The organism is Streptomyces pseudogriseolus, from assembly GCA_002154585.1.
In the GTDB taxonomy this organism is placed as follows: Bacteria; Actinomycetota; Actinomycetes; order Streptomycetales; family Streptomycetaceae; genus Streptomyces; species Streptomyces pseudogriseolus.
In genome coordinates this window covers 1-20,071 of sequence record MUNG01000328.1, presented here as the reverse complement: position 1 = coordinate 20,071, position 20,071 = coordinate 1, and the positions used below count along the sequence as shown (strand labels likewise).

The 20,071-nt window shown below is 71.1% G+C and carries 15 protein-coding genes and 4 riboswitches; of the genes, 10 read left to right on the top strand and 5 right to left on the bottom strand.

Annotation, left to right across the window (positions count from 1 at the left end; genetic code table 11):
- Together alaS and metE are read left to right on the top strand one after the other, a co-directional pair.
- A partial coding sequence (alaS, locus tag CCN29_RS26055; RefSeq protein WP_086684909.1) for an alanine--tRNA ligase occupies positions 1-2,459 on the top strand: 2,459 nt, incomplete at its 5' end.
- Positions 2,460-2,565: 106 nt separating this feature from the next.
- A riboswitch (cobalamin riboswitch) is annotated at positions 2,566-2,762 on the top strand.
- A 177-nt stretch (positions 2,763-2,939) separates the two neighbouring features.
- Entirely contained in the window at positions 2,940-5,258 is a 2,319-nt protein-coding gene (metE, locus tag CCN29_RS26050) for a 5-methyltetrahydropteroyltriglutamate--homocysteine S-methyltransferase (RefSeq protein WP_086684900.1), read from the top strand.
- 69 nt (positions 5,259-5,327) lie between these two features.
- On the opposite strand, the gene CCN29_RS26045 is transcribed toward metE, so the two are convergent.
- The 3 genes from CCN29_RS26045 to CCN29_RS26035 form a co-directional block, all read right to left on the bottom strand.
- On the bottom strand, positions 5,328-6,047 hold the full coding sequence (locus CCN29_RS26045) for a (2Fe-2S)-binding protein (protein ID WP_189406036.1): 720 nt from the start codon (positions 6,045-6,047) through the stop codon (positions 5,328-5,330).
- Positions 6,048-6,074: 27 nt separating this feature from the next.
- The gene (locus CCN29_RS26040) at positions 6,075-6,479 is read right to left on the bottom strand and encodes a hypothetical protein (protein WP_086684895.1); all 405 of its coding nucleotides are present in this window, start codon (positions 6,477-6,479) and stop codon (positions 6,075-6,077) included.
- Between the two features lie 42 nt (positions 6,480-6,521).
- Positions 6,522-6,710, bottom strand: a riboswitch (cobalamin riboswitch).
- 26 nt (positions 6,711-6,736) lie between these two features.
- Positions 6,737-7,717: a ferric reductase-like transmembrane domain-containing protein gene (locus CCN29_RS26035; protein ID WP_086684892.1), complete on the bottom strand. Its 981-nt coding sequence runs from the start codon at positions 7,715-7,717 to the stop codon at positions 6,737-6,739.
- Positions 7,718-7,970: 253 nt separating this feature from the next.
- Positions 7,971-8,142: riboswitch (cobalamin riboswitch) on the top strand.
- Between the two features lie 437 nt (positions 8,143-8,579).
- Here CCN29_RS26035 and CCN29_RS26030 point away from each other — a divergent pair.
- The 8 genes from CCN29_RS26030 (at position 8,580) to CCN29_RS25995 (ending at position 16,675) form a co-directional block, all read left to right on the top strand.
- On the top strand, positions 8,580-9,260 hold the full coding sequence (locus tag CCN29_RS26030; protein WP_228730932.1) for a GHMP family kinase ATP-binding protein: 681 nt from the start codon (positions 8,580-8,582) through the stop codon (positions 9,258-9,260).
- Positions 9,257-10,279, top strand: coding sequence for a cysteine synthase family protein (locus CCN29_RS26025; protein WP_086684889.1), 1,023 nt, complete (start codon positions 9,257-9,259; stop codon positions 10,277-10,279). The genes CCN29_RS26030 and CCN29_RS26025 overlap by 4 nt, the downstream gene beginning before the upstream one ends.
- A complete protein-coding gene (locus CCN29_RS26020) occupies positions 10,276-11,517 on the top strand; it encodes an ATP-grasp domain-containing protein (RefSeq protein ID WP_086684886.1) in 1,242 nt (413 codons plus the stop codon). Before CCN29_RS26025 ends, CCN29_RS26020 begins: the two co-directional genes overlap by 4 nt.
- On the top strand, positions 11,510-12,778 hold the full coding sequence (locus CCN29_RS26015; protein ID WP_086684883.1) for an MFS transporter: 1,269 nt from the start codon (positions 11,510-11,512) through the stop codon (positions 12,776-12,778). Before CCN29_RS26020 ends, CCN29_RS26015 begins: the two co-directional genes overlap by 8 nt.
- On the top strand, positions 12,747-13,496 hold the full coding sequence (locus CCN29_RS26010) for a class I SAM-dependent methyltransferase (protein ID WP_086684881.1): 750 nt from the start codon (positions 12,747-12,749) through the stop codon (positions 13,494-13,496). Before CCN29_RS26015 ends, CCN29_RS26010 begins: the two co-directional genes overlap by 32 nt.
- Positions 13,497-13,549: 53 nt before the next feature.
- Positions 13,550-13,727: riboswitch (cobalamin riboswitch) on the top strand.
- Positions 13,728-13,782: 55 nt separating this feature from the next.
- The gene (locus CCN29_RS26005; RefSeq protein WP_086684904.1) at positions 13,783-14,781 is read left to right on the top strand and encodes an ABC transporter substrate-binding protein; all 999 of its coding nucleotides are present in this window, start codon (positions 13,783-13,785) and stop codon (positions 14,779-14,781) included.
- The gene (locus CCN29_RS26000; protein WP_086684878.1) at positions 14,778-15,893 is read left to right on the top strand and encodes a FecCD family ABC transporter permease; all 1,116 of its coding nucleotides are present in this window, start codon (positions 14,778-14,780) and stop codon (positions 15,891-15,893) included. The genes CCN29_RS26005 and CCN29_RS26000 overlap by 4 nt, the downstream gene beginning before the upstream one ends.
- Complete coding sequence (locus tag CCN29_RS25995; protein WP_086684875.1) at positions 15,890-16,675, top strand: ABC transporter ATP-binding protein; 786 nt, start codon at positions 15,890-15,892, stop codon at positions 16,673-16,675. The genes CCN29_RS26000 and CCN29_RS25995 overlap by 4 nt, the downstream gene beginning before the upstream one ends.
- A gap of 504 nt (positions 16,676-17,179) precedes the next feature.
- Here the strand turns inward: CCN29_RS25995 and CCN29_RS25990 are convergent.
- Both CCN29_RS25990 and CCN29_RS25985 read right to left on the bottom strand, forming a co-directional pair.
- Positions 17,180-18,292, bottom strand: a complete 1,113-nt coding sequence (locus CCN29_RS25990) for a tyrosine-type recombinase/integrase (protein ID WP_086684872.1) — start codon at positions 18,290-18,292, stop codon at positions 17,180-17,182.
- Positions 18,293-18,834: 542 nt separating this feature from the next.
- Positions 18,835-19,950, bottom strand: coding sequence for a hypothetical protein (locus tag CCN29_RS25985; protein ID WP_442538498.1), 1,116 nt, complete (start codon positions 19,948-19,950; stop codon positions 18,835-18,837).
- Between the last annotated feature and the right edge of the window lie 121 nt (positions 19,951-20,071).

Here is a 20,071-nt window from a genome sequence, read left to right as displayed (position 1 = left end):
TGCAGAAGTGCGTGCGCACCCTGGACATCGAGGAGGTCGGCCGCACCACCCGGCACGGCTCCTTCTTCCAGATGAACGGCAACTTCTCCCTCGGCGACTACTTCAAGGAGGAGGCGATCGCCTTCGCCTGGGAACTGTCGACGGCCCAGATCGCCGAGGGCGGCTACGGACTCGACCCGGACCGCATCTGGGTGACCGTCCATCACAGCGACGACGAGTCCCGGCGTCTGTGGCGCAGGATCGCAGACCTGCCGGACGAGCGGATCGTGGCGCGCGGCGACGAGGACAACTTCTGGTCCATGGGCGTGCCCGGGCCGTGCGGCCCGTGCTCGGAGCTGTACTACGACCGCGGCCCGGCCCTCGGCCCCGCGGGCGGCCCGGCAGTCGACGAGGACCGGTACATGGAGTTCTGGAACCTCGTCTTCATGCAGTACGAGCGCGGCGAGGGCCCCGGCAAGTCCGGCTACCCGATCCTCGGCGAGCTGCCCCGCCGCAACATCGACACCGGCATGGGCCTGGAACGCATGGCCGCCCTCCTCCAGGGCGTCGACAACCTCTACGAGACCGACGAGACCCGCCCGGTCCTGGACCGCGCCGCCGCCCTGGCCGAGATGCGCTACGGCGCGGACGCCGAGGCGGACGTGCGCCTGCGCGTCGTCGCCGACCACGTCCGCACCGCCCTGATGCTGCTGGCCGACGGCACCGTACCCGGCAACGAGGGCCGCGGGTACGTACTGCGTCGCATCCTGCGCCGAGCCGTCCGCTCGATGCGTCAACTCGGCTACGGCGACCCGGCGCTGCCCGACCTGCTCGCCGTCGCCCGTGACTGCATGGCACCCAGCTACCCGGAGGTGGCCGAGGCGTACGACCGGATCGCCGACCGCGCGGCGAGCGAGGAGGACGCCTTCCGCGCCACCCTGCGGCAGGGCACGACCGTCCTGGACACGGCGGTGGCGAAGGTGAAGGAGGAAGGCGGCCGTTCACTGCCCGGCGCCCAGGCGTTCCTCCTGCACGACACCTACGGCTTCCCCATCGACCTCACCCTGGAGATGGCCGCCGAGCAAGGCGTGGAGGTCGACCGCGAGGGCTTCACCACGCTCATGCGCGAGCAGCGGGAACGGGCCAGGGCCGACGCCCGTGCCCGCAAGACCGGCGGTACCGATCTCTCCGCGCTGCGCCCGGTCCTGGACACACACGGCCCGACGGACTGGCGCGCCTGGGACACCTTGGCGACCGATTCCCGCGTCCTGGCCGTTCTGGGCTCCTCGGGCCCGGCACCGGTGGCCCGTGAGGGCGAGATCGTCACCGTCATCCTGGACCGCACCCCGTTCTACGCCGAGTCCGGCGGCCAGGAAAGCGACGCCGGACGCCTCTCCGGCACGTCGGTGGAGGCGGAGGTACTGGACGTGCAGCGGCCCCTGCCAGGCTTGATCGCCCACCAGGTCCGGGTCCTGACCGGTGAACTGGCCACCGGGGAGGCGGTGCATGCCGCCGTCGACCCCGAATGGCGCCTCGGCGCACGCCAGGCCCACTCCGGCACCCACGTCCTGCACGCCGCCCTGCGCCAGGTCCTCGGCCCGGGCGCCCTACAGTCAGGCTCCTACAACCGCCCCGGCTACCTTCGCCTGGACTTCCCCTGGCGCGGTGCCCTCTCCCCCGCCGTCCGCAGCGAGATCGAGGAGGCCGCCAACCAGGCCCTGCGCCGCGACCTGCCGGTCGGCGTGCGCTGGATGACGCTGCCGGAGGCCAGGGAACTGGGCGCGCTGGCCCTGTTCGACGAGACGTACGGCGAGAAGGTCCGCGTCGTGGAGATCGGCGGCGCCTGGTCACGTGAGCTGTGCGGCGGCACCCACGTCGAGCACGCCTCGCAGATCGGCACGGTCGCGCTGACCTCGGAGTCATCGGTCGGCGCCGGCATGCGCCGCCTGGAAGCCGCGGTAGGCGTCGAGGGCTTCGGCTACCTGGCCCGCGAACGCGACCTGGTGACCCGCATCGCCGAGCAGCTCCAGGCACCGCGTACCGAACTCCCCGACCGTATCGCCGGGTTGCTGGACCGGCTGAAGTCCGCCGACCGGGAGAACCAGCGGCTCCGTGAGCAGGCCGACCGGGCCCGTGCGAGCGACCTCGCGGCCGACGCCACCGACGTCGACGGCACCCTGGTGGTCACCGCCATCACGGACGGCGATGCCCGGGCCCTCGCCATCGCCGTACGCGACCGCCTGCCCGCCGCCCGGCCCGGTGCGGTGGTCATCGGCACATCCGCCGGTGACCGGGCGACGCTGGTGGCCGCGGTGAACGGCGCGGCCCGGAGCGCGGGGCGGGACGCTTCGGCCCTGGTGAAGCGCCTGCTCGACGGCAGGGGCGGCGGCTCACCCGAACTGGCCCAAGGCGGCGGGATCCCGGTCGAACGACTCCCGGACGCCCTCGCCTCGGTCCCCGCCCTGCTCACCGGCGCCTGACCGGGGAGCGCGGCCCCAGCGCCCTCCGGGCGCGTGACATGGGTCACCGCCCGGATCACGGACGTCCGCGTCCCTGACGGAACGACTGCCCGTAGGCTGCCCGCAGCAGCTGGTTCGCCCCGTCCTCCAGGCGGGGTGTCGCAAGAGGGAACCCGGTGAAAATCCGGGACTGCCCCGCAGCGGTGAGCGGGAACGACCGCCGTCATACGCACTGGGTCCGAGGTACCGGGCCCGGGAAGCGACGGCCAGTAGGTGTCCTCCAACGACGAGGACGTGCCCGCGAGTCCGAAGACCTGCCAACTGCCCGCGCGCGAACCGTCGTGCGCGGACATCCCGGTGACCTCGAGGGCGGGTCGGCGTACATATCAGGCGGACGGCCCTGCCTTGTCGCGCGGCGTCGCTCACGCCCGGTGTGTCACCCCTTCGCGTTCTCGTCCCGTCTCCGGGATCTCAGGGATTCATCTCGCGAAGGAGATCTCCGTGACAGCGAAGTCCGCAGCCGCGGCGGCACGGGCCACCGTGTACGGCTACCCCCGCCAGGGACAGAACCGGGAACTGAAGAAGGCCGTCGAGGGCTACTGGAAGGGCCGTGTCACCGCCGACGCCCTCCGCGCCACCGCCCGCGAACTGCGCCGGAGGAACTGGCTGCAGTTGGCCGCCGCGGGCATCGACGAGGTGCCGACCGGCGACTTCTCGTACTACGACCACGTCCTGGACACCACGGTCATGGTCGGGGCGATCCCCGAACGCCACCGCACCGCTGTGACCGGCGACGCCCTGGACGGCTACTTCGCCATGGCGCGCGGTACCCAGGAGGTGGCGCCGCTGGAGATGACCAAGTGGTTCGACACCAACTACCACTACCTCGTTCCGGAACTGGGCCCTGACACCGCGTTCACCGCCGACTCCGCCAAGCAGGTCGGTGAGTTGAAGGAGGCCCTCGCGCTCGGCCTCGCCGCCCGGCCCGTCCTCGTCGGTCCCGTCACCTACCTTCTGCTCGCCAAGCCCGCCCCGGGTGTGCCGGCGGACTTCGACCCGCTCACCCTGCTGGACCGGCTGCTGCCCGTCTATGCTGAGGTCCTGGCCGACCTGCGGGCGGCGGGCGCGCAGTGGGTCCAGCTGGACGAGCCCGCCCTCGTCCAGGACCGCACCCCGGCCGAGCTGAACGCCGCCGAACGCGCCTACCGTGACCTCGGCGGTCTCGCCGACCGGCCGAAGCTCCTGGTCGCCTCGTACTTCGACCGGCTCGGCGACGCCCTCCCGGTGCTGGCGAAGGCCCCGGTCGACGGCCTCGCCCTGGACTTCACCGGGGAGGCGGCCGCCAACCTGGACGCGCTGGCCGCCGTCGGCGGGCTGCCCGGCAAGCGGCTGGTCGCCGGTGTGGTCAACGGCCGCAACGTCTGGGTCAACGACCTCGCCGGCTCCCTGTCCACGCTGGGTACTTTGCTGGGCCTGGCCGACCGCGTCGACGTGGCCGCCTCCTGCTCCCTGCTGCACGTCCCCCTGGACACGGCCGCCGAACGGGACATCGAACCGCAGATCCTGCGCTGGCTCGCCTTCGCCAGGCAGAAGACCGCCGAGGTCGTCACCCTCGCCAGGGGTCTCGCCCGGGGCACCGACGCCATCGCTACCGACCTCGCGGCGAACCGTGCGGACCTCGCCTCCCGTGCCAACTCCCCCGTCACCCACGATCCGGCCGTCCGTGCCCGCGCCTCCGCGGTCACCGAGGCCGACACCCGCCGCTCCCAGCCCTACGCGGAGCGCGCCGCGGCCCAGCGCGCCCACCTCGGGCTGCCGTCGCTGCCCACCACGACCATCGGCTCCTTCCCGCAGACCGGCGAACTGCGCACCGCTCGCGCCGACCTGCGCGCAGGTCGGATCGACACAGCCGGCTACGAGGCGCGGATCAGGGCGGAGATCCAGGAGGTCATCTCCTTCCAGGAGAAGACCGGCATCGACGTCCTCGTGCACGGCGAACCCGAACGCAACGACATGGTCCAGTACTTCGCCGAGCGACTCACCGGCTACCTGGCCACGCAGCACGGCTGGGTCCAGTCCTACGGCACCCGTTACGTCCGCCCGCCGATCCTGGCCGGCGACATCTCCCGCCCCGAGCCGATGACGGTGCGCTGGACGTCCTACGCCCAGTCGCTCACCGGGAAGCCGGTCAAGGGCATGCTCACCGGACCGGTCACCATGCTCGCCTGGTCCTTCGTCCGTGACGACCAGCCCCTCGCCGACACCGCCCGCCAGGTCGCACTCGCCCTGCGCGACGAGGTGACCGACCTGGAGGCGGCCGGCACCTCCGTCATCCAGGTCGACGAGCCCGCCCTGCGCGAGACGCTGCCCCTGCGCAGCACCGACCGGGCCGGATACCTGGCCTGGGCCACCGAAGCCTTCCGGCTCACCACGTCCGGCGTCCGTCCGGACACCCAGATCCACACCCACATGTGCTACGCCGAGTTCGGCGACATCGTCCAGGCCATCGATGACCTCGACGCCGACGTCATCAGCCTGGAGGCGGCCCGCTCCCGCATGCAGGTCGCCCGTGAACTCGCCGCTCACGGCTACCCGCGCGAGGCCGGACCCGGCGTGTACGACATCCACTCGCCCCGCGTGCCGAGCGCCGGGGAGGCCGCCGCTCTCCTGCGCACTGGTCTGAAGGCGATCCCCGCCGAGCGGCTGTGGGTCAACCCCGACTGCGGTCTGAAGACCCGCGCCTGGCCCGAGACCCGGGCGTCCCTGGAGAACCTGGTCGCCGCCGCCCGCACCATCCGCGACGAGCTGTCCCGCTCCTGACCCCCGGCTCACCGGGCCGGGCGCACGGCTTCCGGCCCGGTGAGCGGCACAGTCCGAAGCGGGTGCACCTCATCGAGGGGCTCGTCGGGGCACACCGTCGGCCAGCCCGCAGTCACCGCACTTCGAGCCGTCCGGCGCGCGGTAGTAGAGGCAGCAGCTTCGGCGGCGGAACGCGAGCTCGGGGCCGGTGAGCACGCCGGTGCCCGCCAGGCGTCCGGTGTCCAGCAGGGCGGTCGTGAGGTCGGTGAGCGGTCCGCGTACGGCGGGACGGAGTGTGAGCAGGGCGTGGGCCGCCCCGGCGAGCGCCGACGCCGAGTTACCGTCCAGCAGACGCGGGGCGACCTTGACCCGCAGTCCCTCGCCCAGCGCCGACAGGTGACCTGTCACCTGCCGGTACAGGGCGCGGGCGGAAGTGTCGTCGAGCCGGTCGGCGTACCAACCCGCCGGCCGGGGCACCCGGAGGGCCGGCCCGTCGTCGGCCCTCTGCAGTCCCTCCAGGTCGGGGACGATCCCGTGCAGGACGACGCAGGCCAGGGCCGGTGACCAGAGGCGGGCGGCATGACCGAGCTGGGCGATGGAGACGTCGATGCGCGGCTCCGGAGTGCGGTGGCGGCGTGCGACGGCTTCGGCGAGGTCGGTGAAACCCGCCGCGTAGGAGCGGGCGAGCGAGTGCCAGCCGTCGTCCGGTCCACCGACCTGCAGGACGAAGAAGCCGCCGAGGCTCGCCACATCATGTAGGGCGGCGGCGACGGACGCCGTTGAGGCACGGGCGTCGTGCACGGTTCTCATCCTCCCTCCGGCTCTCCGTCCGTACGGTCAGGAGGCCGGGCGGCGTCGTGGAGGCGTGATGGCGTACAGGTCGAGGATGTCCGGCCGGGGTGCGACGCCCGGTCCGCCGGCGCGTGCCCAGGCGGCGATGTCCTCGGTCGCGTCCGGGTCGTTGACCAGCCCCAGCCAGACAGGCCGGGCACCTGCTGCCCGGCCCTCCGCGGAGGGCTGTACGACGATGACGTTGGCGTGTTCGCAGACGTCGAGGCAGTCGGAGACGCGTACCGGTACTGCGGCACGCAGGCGTTCGATCTGGGCCGCGTGGTCGACGCCGGTCACCTTCGGGGTGCCGCAGCAGCAGTCGCGGCACACAACGACACGGCACGGCACGGGGCCGGTGGCCGTTCCGAGCCTCTTGTCGTCCGTCGTTGGTCCGGTCGGCGTTGCGGGCATGCGGTGCCGTCCCTCTCCCCGGGGAGATCCGCCCCGGTGGTCCGTCGAGGAGGCGACCGCGTGAGTCTCCTGGCTCTCGGGTCGATGCTCGTCCCGGCCTTCCCACCCGCTGCCGGGCAGTGGCCTGTCGGGACTCGCTCGCCGATCACAGTGGCGGGACCGCGCCGGATTCACACCGGCTTCCTCGTTCCGCCGTCGCCCTGTCGCCGGCCATCATCCCATCCCGGTACGCCGTCCGGCCCACCCGGTGCCGGCCGTCAGTCCGTCTCCTGGGCGTGGGGGGCCGTCGCGGGCGGATGGGTCGGACGGTCCCGTCCGCCGTCACGGCCGGACACCACCACAATGACCAGCCCGACGACGACGGCTGCGACGGCGACCCGTCCGGCCGCCCGCGCCCACCAGCCCGGCCGGGCCGCGCCCCCGCCCGGCGGGCCCAGCCGTTCGGCTCGCCGGGCGGGCCGCAGCAGGCGGAGCAGCAACAGCAGTGCGACCGGGAGTTGCAGCAGCCACAGCACGGTGCGCGGCCACTCCCCGTACCAGACGTTGGTCCCGTACAGCAGCGTGTGCCAGACGCTCAGCACGTACACGACGATCACGAAGCGGTGCAGGCGGCGCCAGGTGTTCGCCCCGATGCGATGCCGGACGTAGAACAGCAGCCCCAGTGGAATCGCCAGGTACAGGGCACCCTGGCCGAGAGGGATGGCGACCTGACCCGTTCCGGAGTCGTACCAGCCCGGCACGAAGGTGTCCGCGAAGGCCACCCACAGCCGCTCGGCCCAGTCCACCTTCGTCTCGTAGCGGACGAGTTCGGCGGCGAACATCAGCGCGTGGGCGGACATCAGCGCCATCGTCGTCAGGCTGGTGGTGCGGTGCCAGCGCTCCAGTACCTGCCGGGAGACCGGCAGCCGGGCGGGGCGCGGCCCCGACAGCAGCAGGCCGAGCATGACCGTGCCCCACGCCCACAGCAGCCCCGACCACCCGAACGCCTGGCTGAGCAGGTACATCCAGTAGGTGCCGGGATCGTCCATGAACGGCATGACCGCGACGGTGTCCGAAGCACCCGACTCCATACGCGCCCACAGGAGCGCGAAGACAAGCGCCGTGACCACCACCGCCGCGGTGGCGTCGGGCAGTGCGGACCGCAGGTCGCCGCGCAGCGCGACGCGGTCACCGGGAGACCGTTGCCGTCCGGGCAGGGTCACAGCTCCGTCCTCGTCCGGCCTCACGTCCGACGTCATCAGAAGCCTCCCGGGCACGGGCCACCGCAGCAACGGTGCGCATGTGTCGTGGGGCAACAAGTCTGGCTGATGGGGCAGCGATCCCCGGAGGCGTTATCCAGCCAGAGCCACCAAGGGAACTGCACGGGGCACACCTGTTTTCTGCCTCCCCTCCACATTCAAGACAACCGCCGAAGCCCCACTGTCGCAGGAGGACGGGCGACTCTACGCTGATACACGCAGTCGGTTCGCGCCTCCCGTCCGCCTGGACGCCCGGTGGTGCGACGCAAGAGGGAACCCGGTGCGACTCCGGGGCTGTCCCGCAGCGGTGAGTGGGAACGGAAGCCGTCGATGTCACTGGGTCCGTGTCAGGGCCGGGGAAGAGACGGCCGGTAGGTGTCCGCCCTTTCGGCGGACGTGCCCGCGAGTCCGAAGACCTGCCACTGCGCCCGCGTCCCGCGTGGGCTGTGCACGTGACCTCGTGGACTGGGTCGGCGGTACGGTCGGTCGTACGTCGTGCGTGTGGCCGCGCCTCCTTCCCTGTCGGTGTTCAGGACCCGGGACGGAGGAGGAATGTGTGCGTCACCCAGTCGGTTCTCCTCGGGCGCACCCTCCTTCGGCCACTATGCCGGCCGGTGGACCGGGGCCGATGATGCCGGAGCCCGTCAGGCACGCCCATCAGGGGCAACTTCTGCCGGGCCCCACTGTGTCGGGTGTCTGTCACGGCACTCTCGGCGAGCTGTACCAGGGCCCGTTGCGGCCGGGCACCGAGCCTGAGATCGCGGTGGTGTCCTTTCCTGTGGACCGTCACTCCTGGGTGTACTTCACTCCGAGCACGGCAGCCGGTCCTCCGCCGCATGCGCCGCCCCTCGGGGAGAAGTCAGTGGCAGCAGCCCGGCTCTTCCTGGACCACTACGGTCTCGCCCTGCCCCCGGGTGACTGGCACACCCACTCCGAACTGCCGGTGGGTGTGGGGATGGCCAGCTCGACGGCGGACATCGTGGCGACGCTGCGCTGTCTGTTCCGCGTCTTCTCCCTGCCGTACGACGTGGACGTGGTCCTCGGCGTCCTGGCGGGCATCGAGCGCGCCGACAGCGTCTTCCTCGACGAGTTCGCCCTGTACCTCAGCGGCCGGCACCGGGTGGTGCGGCGGCTTGGTCAGGACGTCGGCTTCCACACTGCCTTCGTCACGGAACCCGGCACGGTGGACACCGCCGCCGTCACTCCCCTGCTGCTGGACCACTACCGGCGCCGCGGCGAGGAGTACCAGCGGTGTCTGACCGATCTGGTGAAGGGCTTCGACTCGGGTGACCAGGCCGCCGTCGCCCGTGCCGCGACGGTCAGCGCCGCGTTGTCCCAGGAGGTGCTGCCCAAGGCGACCTTCGGCAGCCTGCAGGCCCATCGTGAGCGGTTCGGCGCCGACGGCGTCTTCGTCGCCCACACCGGCTGCCTGGCCGGCTATCTCTTCGCCTCACGCCCACGGGCCGAGGTCAAGTCCGAACTCTCCGCGTTCTTCCACTCGCTCGGCCACCAGTGCACCTTCGCCCAAGGAGGCTACGGGTGATCCACCCCCACATCGCCGATGCTCTGAAAGTCCCGGACCTCGTCCGGCTCACCGATGGACTGGTCCTGCTGCGGTTCGAGTCGATGAAGATCTACTCGGCCCTGGCCGCCGTCCGTCATCTGCTGGAGCGGGGCACGGTCCGTCCGGGCCAGACCCTGATCGACAGCTCCAGCGGCATCTACGCCTACGCCCTCGCCCTGGCCTGCCACCGGTACGGCATGCGGTGCCACATCGTCGCGTCCACCACCGTCGACGCCACCACCCTCGCCCAGCTGGAGATCCTCGGTGCCACGGTGGAACAGGTCAGACCGTCGCGGAACCTCAAGCTCGACCAGGAACTGAGGGTGCGGCGGGTACGCGAGATACTCGCCGAGCGTCCCGGCCACCACTGGATGCGCCAGTACCACGACGACGTCCACTACCTCGGCTACCAAGAGGTCGCCGACCGGATCGCGGCGGAGTTCCCGGCCGCACGGCTGACCGTCGTCGGCGGAGTGGGTTCCGGAGCCTCGACCGGCGGCATCGTGGAACGCCTACGCGTCACGGACCCCTCGGTGCGTCTGGTCGGCGTTCAGCCCTTCGGCAGCGTCACCTTCGGCAGCCAGGACCATCACGATCCCGAGGCGATCATCGCCGGCATCGGCTCGTCGATCGTCTTCGACAACGTCCGCCACCATCTCTACGACACCGTGCACTGGCTGGACTTCACCCACGCCATGTCCGGCGCGGTCGCCCTGCTGCGCGAACACGCGGTGTTCGCCGGGCTGTCCACCGGTGCCGGCTATCTGACGGCGACGTACGAGGCCCGCCGTCACCCCGACCGACTGCACCTGGTGATAGGGGCCGACACCGGACACCGCTACGTGGAGCGCGTTTTCGCCCGGCACGCCGAGGCCCTGGACCCGGCCGCGCTGAAACCCCTCGAGGTTCGCACTCCGGAGGAGATGACCATGCCCTGGTCGAGGATGACGTGGCAGCGCACTGCCTGCCCGGCAAAATGGAAGGAGCGTGCCGCATGACCGTGGCCTGCCTGGAGTCACTGACCTTCGGCCTCGGCCATCTGGTCCGCGCCGCCGACCGGCTCGGCGAGCGCCTGCTGCTCCTCACCCGGGACCCCGCCTATTACGCCTACGAACTGGACCGGCTGCCCGCCGACGCCCTCGACGTCGTCGTGACCGACACCCTCGACGTGGAGCGGACCATCGCTCTGCTCCGGCGTACCCAGGAGTTGCGCGGCCTGATCAGTTCCACCGACACCTGGACTCTGGCCGGAGCCGCCCTCGTCGAACGCCTCGGCCTGCCCGGTCTCGATCCAGCCGTCCTGCGGCTGACCCGGGACAAGGCCGCCGTACGCAGCAGGCTGCACGACGCGGGTCTCACCCGCGGAAGGGCCATCGAAAGCGCCGGCCCGGACCGCGAGGCACGCGGGCTGCTGCTCAAGGAGGCGGGACTGCCGCTCGTGCTCAAGGACACGGCGGGCACAGGAAGCCAGAACGTGTGGCTGGTCCGGGACGAGGGAGAACTCGACGCGGCGCTCGCCGAGGCGTCCGGCCGGGCCCTGAAGGGGCGGTTGTTCGCCGAGCCCTACTTCAGCGGCCCGGTGTACAGCGCCGAGACGCTCACCTGGGACGGCCGCACCCGGCTGCTGGGTGTCTCCAGCCGTCTCATGTCGCCGGAGCCGCACTTCCGGGAGGAGATCACCGCCTTTCCTGTCGCTTTTCCGGGCCCGCAGCGGACATCGCTGGAATGCTGGCTCGATCGGGTGCTCGCCGCCATCAGTTACACCGACCGGTTCGCTCACGTGGAGTTCGTGCTGACCGCCGACGGCCCGGAGGTGGTGGAGGTCAATCCCCGGATCGGGGGCGCATTGGTCGGGGAGGGCATGTGCCGGGCGCTCGGCGTCAACGTGTACGAGGCGATGATCGAGGCCGCGCTCGGTCGCCGCCCTCGTCTCATGGACGCGGACCTGCCCGGCGGTCCGGCCGTCGCCTTCGTCCTGGGCTATCCGGCCGCGCCCGGCATGTTCTGCGGGGTCGCCGGGCTCGACCGGCTCACCGGCATGCCGGGAACGCCCGCCTGGTACCCGGTCAAGCAGACCGGCGACCTCATCGAGCACCTGGGCGACAGCCGTGGATACGCGGGCATCGTGTACGCCGAGGCGGAGACCGCCGAACTCGCCACCCACCGCGCGGTGGCCGCGGCCAACGCCCTGCGGGTACTCACCGACCCGGCCGGCCGACAGGCGCTCGGTGAGTGAGCGCACTCCCCGTGGACCGGGTCTGCGGGCCTCGCTGTTCCCGCTCACCGGTCCGCTGCGGTTCCTCCTGCTCAGCTCGTTCCTCATTCCACTCGGCAGCTTCATGGTCCTGCCGTTCATGTCGGTGTTCCTGCACGAACGGCTCGGGATGGGGCTCGGCACGGTCGGCGTGGTCCTGGCCGTGGCATCGCTCGTGCAGTTCTCCGGTGGCATCGTCGGCGGAGCCCTGGCGGACCGGATCGGGCTGCGCCGCACGATGCTGTGGGCACTCGTCGTACGCACCGCCGGTTTCGCCGGGCTCCTGCTGGCCCTGCGCTGGCCGCCCTTCGCGATCTGGGCGCTGGTCCTGACGTGCTGTGGTGCCGCGCTGTACCTGCCCGCGAACAAGGCGTACCTGGTGCACGGCGTCGACGACGAGCGCCGCCCGGCGTTCCTGTCGGCGGGTAACGCGGCACTCAACGCGGGCATGGCCGTGGGCCCGTTGATCGCCGGGCCGTTCGTCCTGTCGTCGCCCGGCTGGCTGTTCGCGGCCGTCACGACGCTGTTCCTCGCGGTCACGGCGGGACACGCACGGTTACCAGGGACAACCGCGGAACACCCCACCGGATCGGAGGACACGGCCCCCTCGGGTCTCCTGGCCGACGTGGCACTCCTGCCGTTCGCCGCCAACGCCCTGGCCTTCTACCTCTACTTCCACTTCCAGCACTTCCTGGCGGTGTACGCCGTCGAGCGCGCCTCCAGCGCGTTCTACAGCGTGGTGCTGCTGCTCTGCTTCACGCTGGTCATCGTCGTACAGCCGCTCGCCTCCGACCTGATCCGGCGCATGCCGTACGCCCTCGCCCTCGCGGTCGGCTTCACGGGCCTGGCGGCGGGCCTGGCCGTGCTGGCGGCCGGTACCCGGGCGGCACTGCTGGCGGGCGGGGCGCTGATCACCCTGGGCGACATCGTGCTGTTCCTCAAGAACGACCTGGAAGCGCTGCGCCGCAGCCCTCGCTCCGACGCCGTGGTCTTCGGTCAGCAGCGGCTGGCCGCGGGCCTGGGCGCCTGCACGAGCGGCGTGCTGGGCGGGCAGTTGTACGGCCTCAGCGAACGGGCCGGGCACACCGGTTGGTTCTGGCTGCTGGCAGCCGCCCAGTGTCTGTTGCTTCCCCCTCTGCTGCTCACGCTGCGCCGTCGCACGGCGCGGCGCCCTGTCCCCGACGGCGACCATGAAGGAGCACTGACGCGCGATGACACGGACGGGCGGGTTCCAGGACGATGACTTCTGGACCGAGTTCCATGACTTCCTCTTCTCCGAGCAGCGCTACGAGCAGGCCGAGGAACTGCTCGGCACCTCTCCTCTGCTGGCCTTCCCGCAGGAGTCGCGCGTACTGGACCTGTGCTGCGGACCCGGGGTGTTCACCGTGCCGCTCGCCCGTCGCGGTCACCGCGTGACCGGAGTGGACCTGAGCCCGGCCATGCTGGACCGGGCACACAAGCGGTCGGCCGACGCCGGTGTCGAGGTGACGTACGTACGGGCCGACGCCCGCGAGTACGAGGCACCGGGTGGCTTCGACGTCGTCCTCAACATGTTCACCTCCTTCGGGTACTTCGAGGATCCCGCGGACAACGCGCGTGTGCTGCGCACCATGTACACCTGCCTGGCCCCCGGCGGCACGCTCGTCCTGGACCTCGCCGGGAAGGAACTCCTGGCCCGCAGGGTCACCCCGCCCAAGGTGGTGCGGCGGGGCGACGACCTGATGGTGCAGACCGACACCGTGCTGGACGAGTGGGCGCGCCTGCGCAGCGAGTGGGTGCTGGTCCGGGGTGAGCGGGTGACGCGGGCCACTCTGACCTGGTTCGTGTACAGCGCCGTGGAGTTGCGGCGGATGGCCGAGGAGGCGGGATTCGGCCGAGTGGAGGTCTTCGGCGGCTTCGACGGGCGCCCCTACGACGAGGACGCCGAACGGCTCGTCCTTCGGGCTGTCCGCGAAGCGTGAGGAAGGCGGGGCGTGCGGCCAGGTCCGCACGCCCTTTTGCCGTCGGCTCGGGGGACCGTAGGATCACCTGGTCATCGCCGCGACGGGAGACAGGAAGCCGGTGCGAATCCGGCACGGTCCCGCCACTGTGACCGGGGAGCGCCCCTCCGACATGCCACTGTGCACCGCGCGGGAAGGCGGAGGGAACGTCGATCCGGGAGTCAGGACACTGGTCCGTCGCGGGCCCAATCCGAGGAGCGCGGACTCCAGGAGGCTTCACGTGTCCCAGCTGTCCACCCCTGCCCACATGCGCGGGTTCTTCCGTGCCACGGCCGCTGCCGTGGCCCTTTCGTCACTGCTGCTGACCACCGGCTGCGGTTCGTCCGACGAGGGCGGCGGGGACGCGAAGGCCACCGCGGCCGTGCCTGCGGGCTTCCCGGTCACCATCGACAACTGCGGAGTCAAGACGACGTACGACAAGCCGCCGTCGCGGGTGGTCACCATCCACCAACACCCGGCGGAACTCATGCTCGCCCTCGGCCTGAAGGACCGCATGGTCGGCACGGCCTTCCCCGACTCCGCCGTCCTGCCCGAGCTGAAGAAGGACTACGAGGCGATCCCCGAACTGGCGGAGAAGGAACCGTCGTTCGAGAAGGTCTTGGACGCCGAACCCGACTTCGTCTACGGCGGCTATGGCAGCGCCTTCGCCGAGAACGAGGGCCGCTCCCGCAAGGCGTTCGCCGACGCGGGCATCGACACCTACCTCAACCGCGAGTACTGCGGCAAGAAGCAGGTGACGATGAAGGACACCTACGACGAGATCCGCACCATCGGCAGGATCTTCGGTGTCCCGGACCGGGCCGACAAGCTGGTCGCCGACCTCGAGGGCCGCGTCGGCCCGGCCGCCGCCGAGGTCGAGGGCGAGCCCGAGGTGCCCGTCTTCGTCTACGACAGCGGCGACAAGAGCGCCTTCACCGCGGGCGGCAAGAGCCTGGGGACCGAGCTGATCCGGCTGGCCGGCGGCGAGAACGTCTTCGCCGACCTCGACGACGTCTTCGGTGACGTCTCCTGGGAACAGGTCGTCGAACGCAGGCCCGAGGTCATCGCCATCTACGACTATGCGGGCGCCGGAAGCGTCGAGCAGAAGAAGAAGTTCCTGCTCTCCCAGCCCGCGCTCGCCGACGTACCCGCCGTCAGGAACAAGCGGTTCGTCGTCCTGCCGCTGACCGCCACCCTGGTCGGCATCCGCTCGGCCTACGCGGTCGAGGACCTGGCCCGCGGACTGCACCCCGAGAGCTTCCGGTGACCCAGGCCGCCACCGACACCTCCACCGAGCGGACGGTTCGACGGCGGAAGGCCGAGGAGGCAGGAGCGGGCCGCACCAGGTTGGCCGTCACGCTGCTCGTCCTCACCGCCCTGCTCATGGTCTCCGCCACGGCCGGCCTCGCGATCGGCTCCGTCCAGGTGCCGCCCGGCCAGGTATGGGGCATCGTGACACACGCACTGGGCGCCGACTGGCAGCAGCCGGACTGGTCACGGGCCCGGGAGACCATCGTGGTGGACGTACGGGCGCCGCGGGTGCTGCTCGGTGCGGTCACCGGCGCCGGCCTGGCGGTGATCGGCACCGCACTGCAGGCCCTGGTGCGCAACCCGCTCGCCGAACCGTACCTGCTCGGCGTCTCCTCCGGGGCGTCCCTCGGTGCGGTCTCCGTGATCGTGTTCGGGGTCACCCTCTTCGGGCCGGCTTCCCTGTCGGTGGCCGCCTTCGTGGGCGCCCTGGGCGCGCTCCTGCTCGTCTACGCCACAGCCCGCACCGGCGGACGCATCACCTCGGCGCGGCTGGTGCTGTCCGGGGTGGCGATCGCGGCGGTGCTCACCGCGGTCCTCCATCTGCTGCTACTCACCACCGACCGGGGCAACGAGGCCCGCGCGGTCCTCGCCTGGACCCTGGGCGGCCTCGGCGGGGTCAACTGGGGCACGCTGTGGCTGCCGAGTACGGCCCTGCTGCTCGGTGTCGGCGTCCTCATGGCGCAGGCCCGCAACCTCAACCTGCTGCTGGCCGGCGAGGAGGCGGCGACCACGATGGGGCTGGACGTGGCCCGCTTCCGCGCCCGGCTGTTCGTCGTGCTCTCCCTCGTCACGGGCGTGCTGGTCGCGGCGGCCGGGCCGATCGGCTTCGTCGGCCTGATGATGCCCCACATCGTGCGCCTGTTCGTCGGCGGCGACCACCGCCGGGTCCTGCCGACGGCGGCACTCGGCGGAGCGGTCTTCCTCATCTGGGCCGACATCGCCGCACGGACGGTCGCCGCACCGATGGAAATACCCGTCGGCGTGCTCACGGCCCTGTGCGGCGGACCGTTCTTCCTGTGGCTGATGCGCCGGGACGCCCAGCGCGGCACCGACCGAGGAGTGGCATGACCGCGACCGAACTGAGCGTCGACGACGTCACACTCACCGCCGGAGCCCGCCACCTGGTACGCGACGTCTCCCTGACCGCCCGCCCCGGCGAGACCATCGGGCTCGTCGGCCCCAACGGCAGCGGCAAGTCCAGCCTCCTGCGCACCGTCTACCGCGTCCTGCGCCCCGACACCGGTCAGGTCCGGGTCGACGGAGACGACGCCTGGTCGCTGCCGGTGCGGCAACTGGCCCGCACCGTGGCGGCGGTGGTCCAGGACTCGGCGGCCGACTTCGACCTCGCCGTCCGCGAGGTCGTCGCCATGGGCCGCACCCCGCACAAACGACTCCTTGCCGGCGACACCCCCGAGGACGCCGACATCATCGGCTCCGCACTCCTCGCGGTCGACGCCGTCCACCTGGCCGACCGCCCCTTCGACCGGCTCTCCGGCGGCGAGCGCCAGCGCGTCCTCATCGCGCGCGCCCTCGCCCAGCAGCCCACCCTCCTCGTCCTCGACGAACCCACCAACCACCTCGACATCCGGCACCAACTGTCCGTGCTCGGCACCCTGCGCCGCCTACCCGCCACCGTGCTGCTCGCCCTGCACGACCTCAACCTGGCCGCCTACTACTGCGACCGCCTCTACGTCCTGCACGACGGTAAGGTCACCGCCTCCGGACCGCCCTCCGAGATCCTCACCCCGCAACTCCTGGCCGAGGTCTACGGAGTGGCGGCGGAAATCGCCGCCCACCCACGCACGGGCGCCCCGCAGGTGACATTCCTCCCCGAAGAGCCACGCAGCTGAAGGGCCCACCCGGTACTGCCCCATGCCCATCCGCGCCGCCTGGGACGGAACAGGGAGCGTGGCCGACGCCTCCAGGGCACCGAGGTTCCCAAAAGGGTGCTGGGCTTTGCGGGGGCCAATGGCATGCTCTGGTCGAGCGCGAAGAGTTCCGGGCGGCGCACCCCGCACCGGTCGTAGAGGTCGTGTCGTCGCCGCGTCGGTGCTCCGGGTACTCGAAAGTGGAGAACTCGAATGCAGCGATGCCCATGACAGATGCAGAAACCCACCATCCAAAAGCCCCGCCGGGCCGCACCTGCGGTGCTTCTCCTGGAACTCCACTGTCACAGGCGCTCTCACGCGCCTGCCACCAACCACGCCGACTCCCCCGAACCGCAATGCCCTGCCTGCCATAATGCGCCCGCCATGGACTGACGTGGACGCCCATGGATGGGATTTGCCACCTGTGCCATGTGGTGCCGCTGCAGCCCGAACCGGAGGGCAGCCCCGACAGGCTTCGCTGCGGCCTCAGGCCGCGTCCCACAGGCCGGCGTCCAGGATGCGGGCCGCCTTGGTGATGCTCCCCGGCATCAGGTGCCGGTAGGTGCGATACGTCTCCTCGATGGACTTGTGGCCCATCCATTCCGCCACGTCGGTGATCGGTATCCCGTTCCCAAGGGCGTTCGAGGCGAAGTAGTGCCGGAAGCTGTACATGCCGACACCGTCCGCTGCAGGGAGCTCCTTGAAGAGCTTCTGGACGCGCCTGAGTTCCATCGGTTCCGTGTAGTAGCCGCTCGGGCCGCGCAGCAGGTACCCATCCTTCGTGGCTCCGTGCTTCTCCTCGTACCGCTCCATCGCCTCCCGCACCGAGCGCGGCAGAGGGACCTCCCGGAACTCCCCTGCCTTGCGGTGCTTCAGCTTCGCCGGCTTGTGCGTGTTGGAGTGGATCTGCTCGTGCACCCGGTAGACGTCGTCCGCCACAACGTTGTTGATGTTCACTGCCCGGGCTTCCCCGTTTCGCAAGCCGCAGCCCACCATCATGACGATCTCCAGCGCGAGATACTCGTCAGCGGCAGTCAGCGCCTTCTTCACGTAGACGAGGGGCGGGATAACCACTTTCCGGCGGACGTACTCCGGCTCTTGGACCCCCTTCACAGGATCGTCCGCCATGGCCCCCTTGCCATAGGCGTCCCGCAGGATCGCCTTCAGAGTGCGGAAGATGTTCACCTGGTTTCCGCGGCCCACCCCATCGGCCTCCAACTCGTCCAGGAAACGCTCGACCACGATCGGCGTGACAGAGTTCAGCTTCCTTGATCCGAGACGGGGGACGATGTGCACGTTGATGGAGCTGTCGACGTGCCAGCCCGTGGAGTACTCCGTCATCCTCCGCTGCCGCGGCCGCCACTGCTTCGCGTATTCCTCGACCGTCTGCTGACCGAGTTCCCGGCGGGCCTCGGCAACGGACGGCGCCGTCTTCTTTTTCTCCGCATAGATCTGCGTAAGGCGCTCGACCGCGTCGTCCTGCGTGCCGAAACCAGCCTCTTCACGCTGCTTGCCGAGAGCGTCCCGAAACCGAATCGTGTACGGGTGCGGGCAGCGGGTCGGCCTGGAACAACCGCACTCCTTGAAGAAGGACCCCATCCCACGGGCGAGCTGTCGAGCCACGTATCAAGCCTTCCGAGCAGGGCGCCGGGCGGCGCAGCAAGCCCCTGCCGTAGGCGCAGGTCAGCAAGCCGGACACCGTCCGGCCCGATGCTGACCTTTTGCTGACCTGGAGGCCGCGATTAGGGCCCTGACCTGCGGAAACACCCAAACGCTAGATCTTGGACTTGAACATGGTACGCAACATCGGGGTACTCCCACAGGTAGGCTCCCTGCCCGCGTTCTTGCAGGTCAAGGGCTATTTCGACACCCTACAACGAGTCGCAGGTCGGAGCAGTCGTCCCCAGGTGCCTCAGGACTCGTGCCGACCACTCACCGACTTTTCCGGTGCAAGCCTACGCAGCACCCCCTGGAAGACGTCCGTGATCACCATCACGCGGACGGTCCGTACGGACCCGACGGTCCCAACGGCAGACAGGCGGGCAGGCAGGCGCGAACGATGCCCCCGTGGAGCCGCCCACGCGTGCCCGCGAGTCGTCTTGCCCGTGATGACGAGGCCCGCCTGGCCCCGTCGAAACGCCTCAGGAGCGGGTCGCGGTCGCGCAGCCGTCGGCGCCGGTCGCCGTGCCGACGGGCTCGCTGCGGTCGTACGGGTCGAGCCGGGATTCGTCGGCGGGCTGCTGGTCGGCCCTGCCGAAGGGGGGTACGAAGTAGCCGGTCGGGCCGGAGCACCCGCCGTTGGTCATGTCGACCGAGTACGACACGAGCGACATCGTGTCCGGTTCGGTGACGACCTTGGACGGGTCGTCCCAGCTCATCACCACCTCGCGCCGGACGATCGTACGGATCACTTCCGCGTCCGCCCCGCCGTCGCCCGCCGCCGGGGTGACCGGGTAGACGAAGGTGACGTCCGCCGTGACCTCGACGGCGCCCCGCTCGCCCTCGCGGTAGGTGAGCCGCCCGCGCGTCTTGACGATGTCACCGACCAGGTCGGCCTGATCCGGGCGGAAGCGGCTGAACAGCAGCAGCGGGTCCGTCTCCTCGGTGGGGGGCGCCGACGAGAACGCCGCGCGCAGATACTCCCGCACGTCCCGCTGATGCGGACTCAGCAGCGCGATCGCCCGCTCGGGACGCTTCCCGCGCAGCACTCCGGAGTCGAGGCCCGCGGCCACCATGAACTCCTTGCTCCGCCGCAGCGCCCGCTCGACCTGGGCGGCGTCCATCCAGCCGGTCGCCCTGGCCGGGGGCACCGTGATTCCGTCGGGTCCGTCGGCCCAGCGGGCGGCGGGCGAGCCGCGGAACGGCTCGTCGAGCGTGGGGCGCAGAGCCTGCTCAGCGCCGGGTGCCGCGGTCGGCCGCTCCGACTCGGCGGCCATGGGCGTCCCGGCCGACTCGCCGCCACCGTCTCCGCCGAACCATCCCACGACCCACTGAGGGAACAGCGCCACGAGGACCAGCGCGACGGCCGCGACCAGCCCGGTCACGTACCAGGCGGTGCGACGCCCCCGCCTGGCCGGCGTGTAGGTACGCCACCCCTGCGGCTGCCCGCCGTCCTTACGGAGCCGTGCCTGCACCTCGCGGGCACGCGCGGACGGCTCCACGGGCGCATCGGCCGCGCCCTCCACCGACTCGCGCAGGAACCGCTCCCATTCCTCGTCCGGCATGGACGACCCGCCCTGCCCCCCGGCCCCGCTCATCTGATGCTCCCCCCCTGTCGAGCCGGCCCTCCGGCCGACCGGAACGATCATCATTCATCCTACGTCGTCTCGCGGCGGCGTCCCGGTGAGCCGGACCCTCTCCCGACTGAACGGGTCGCCG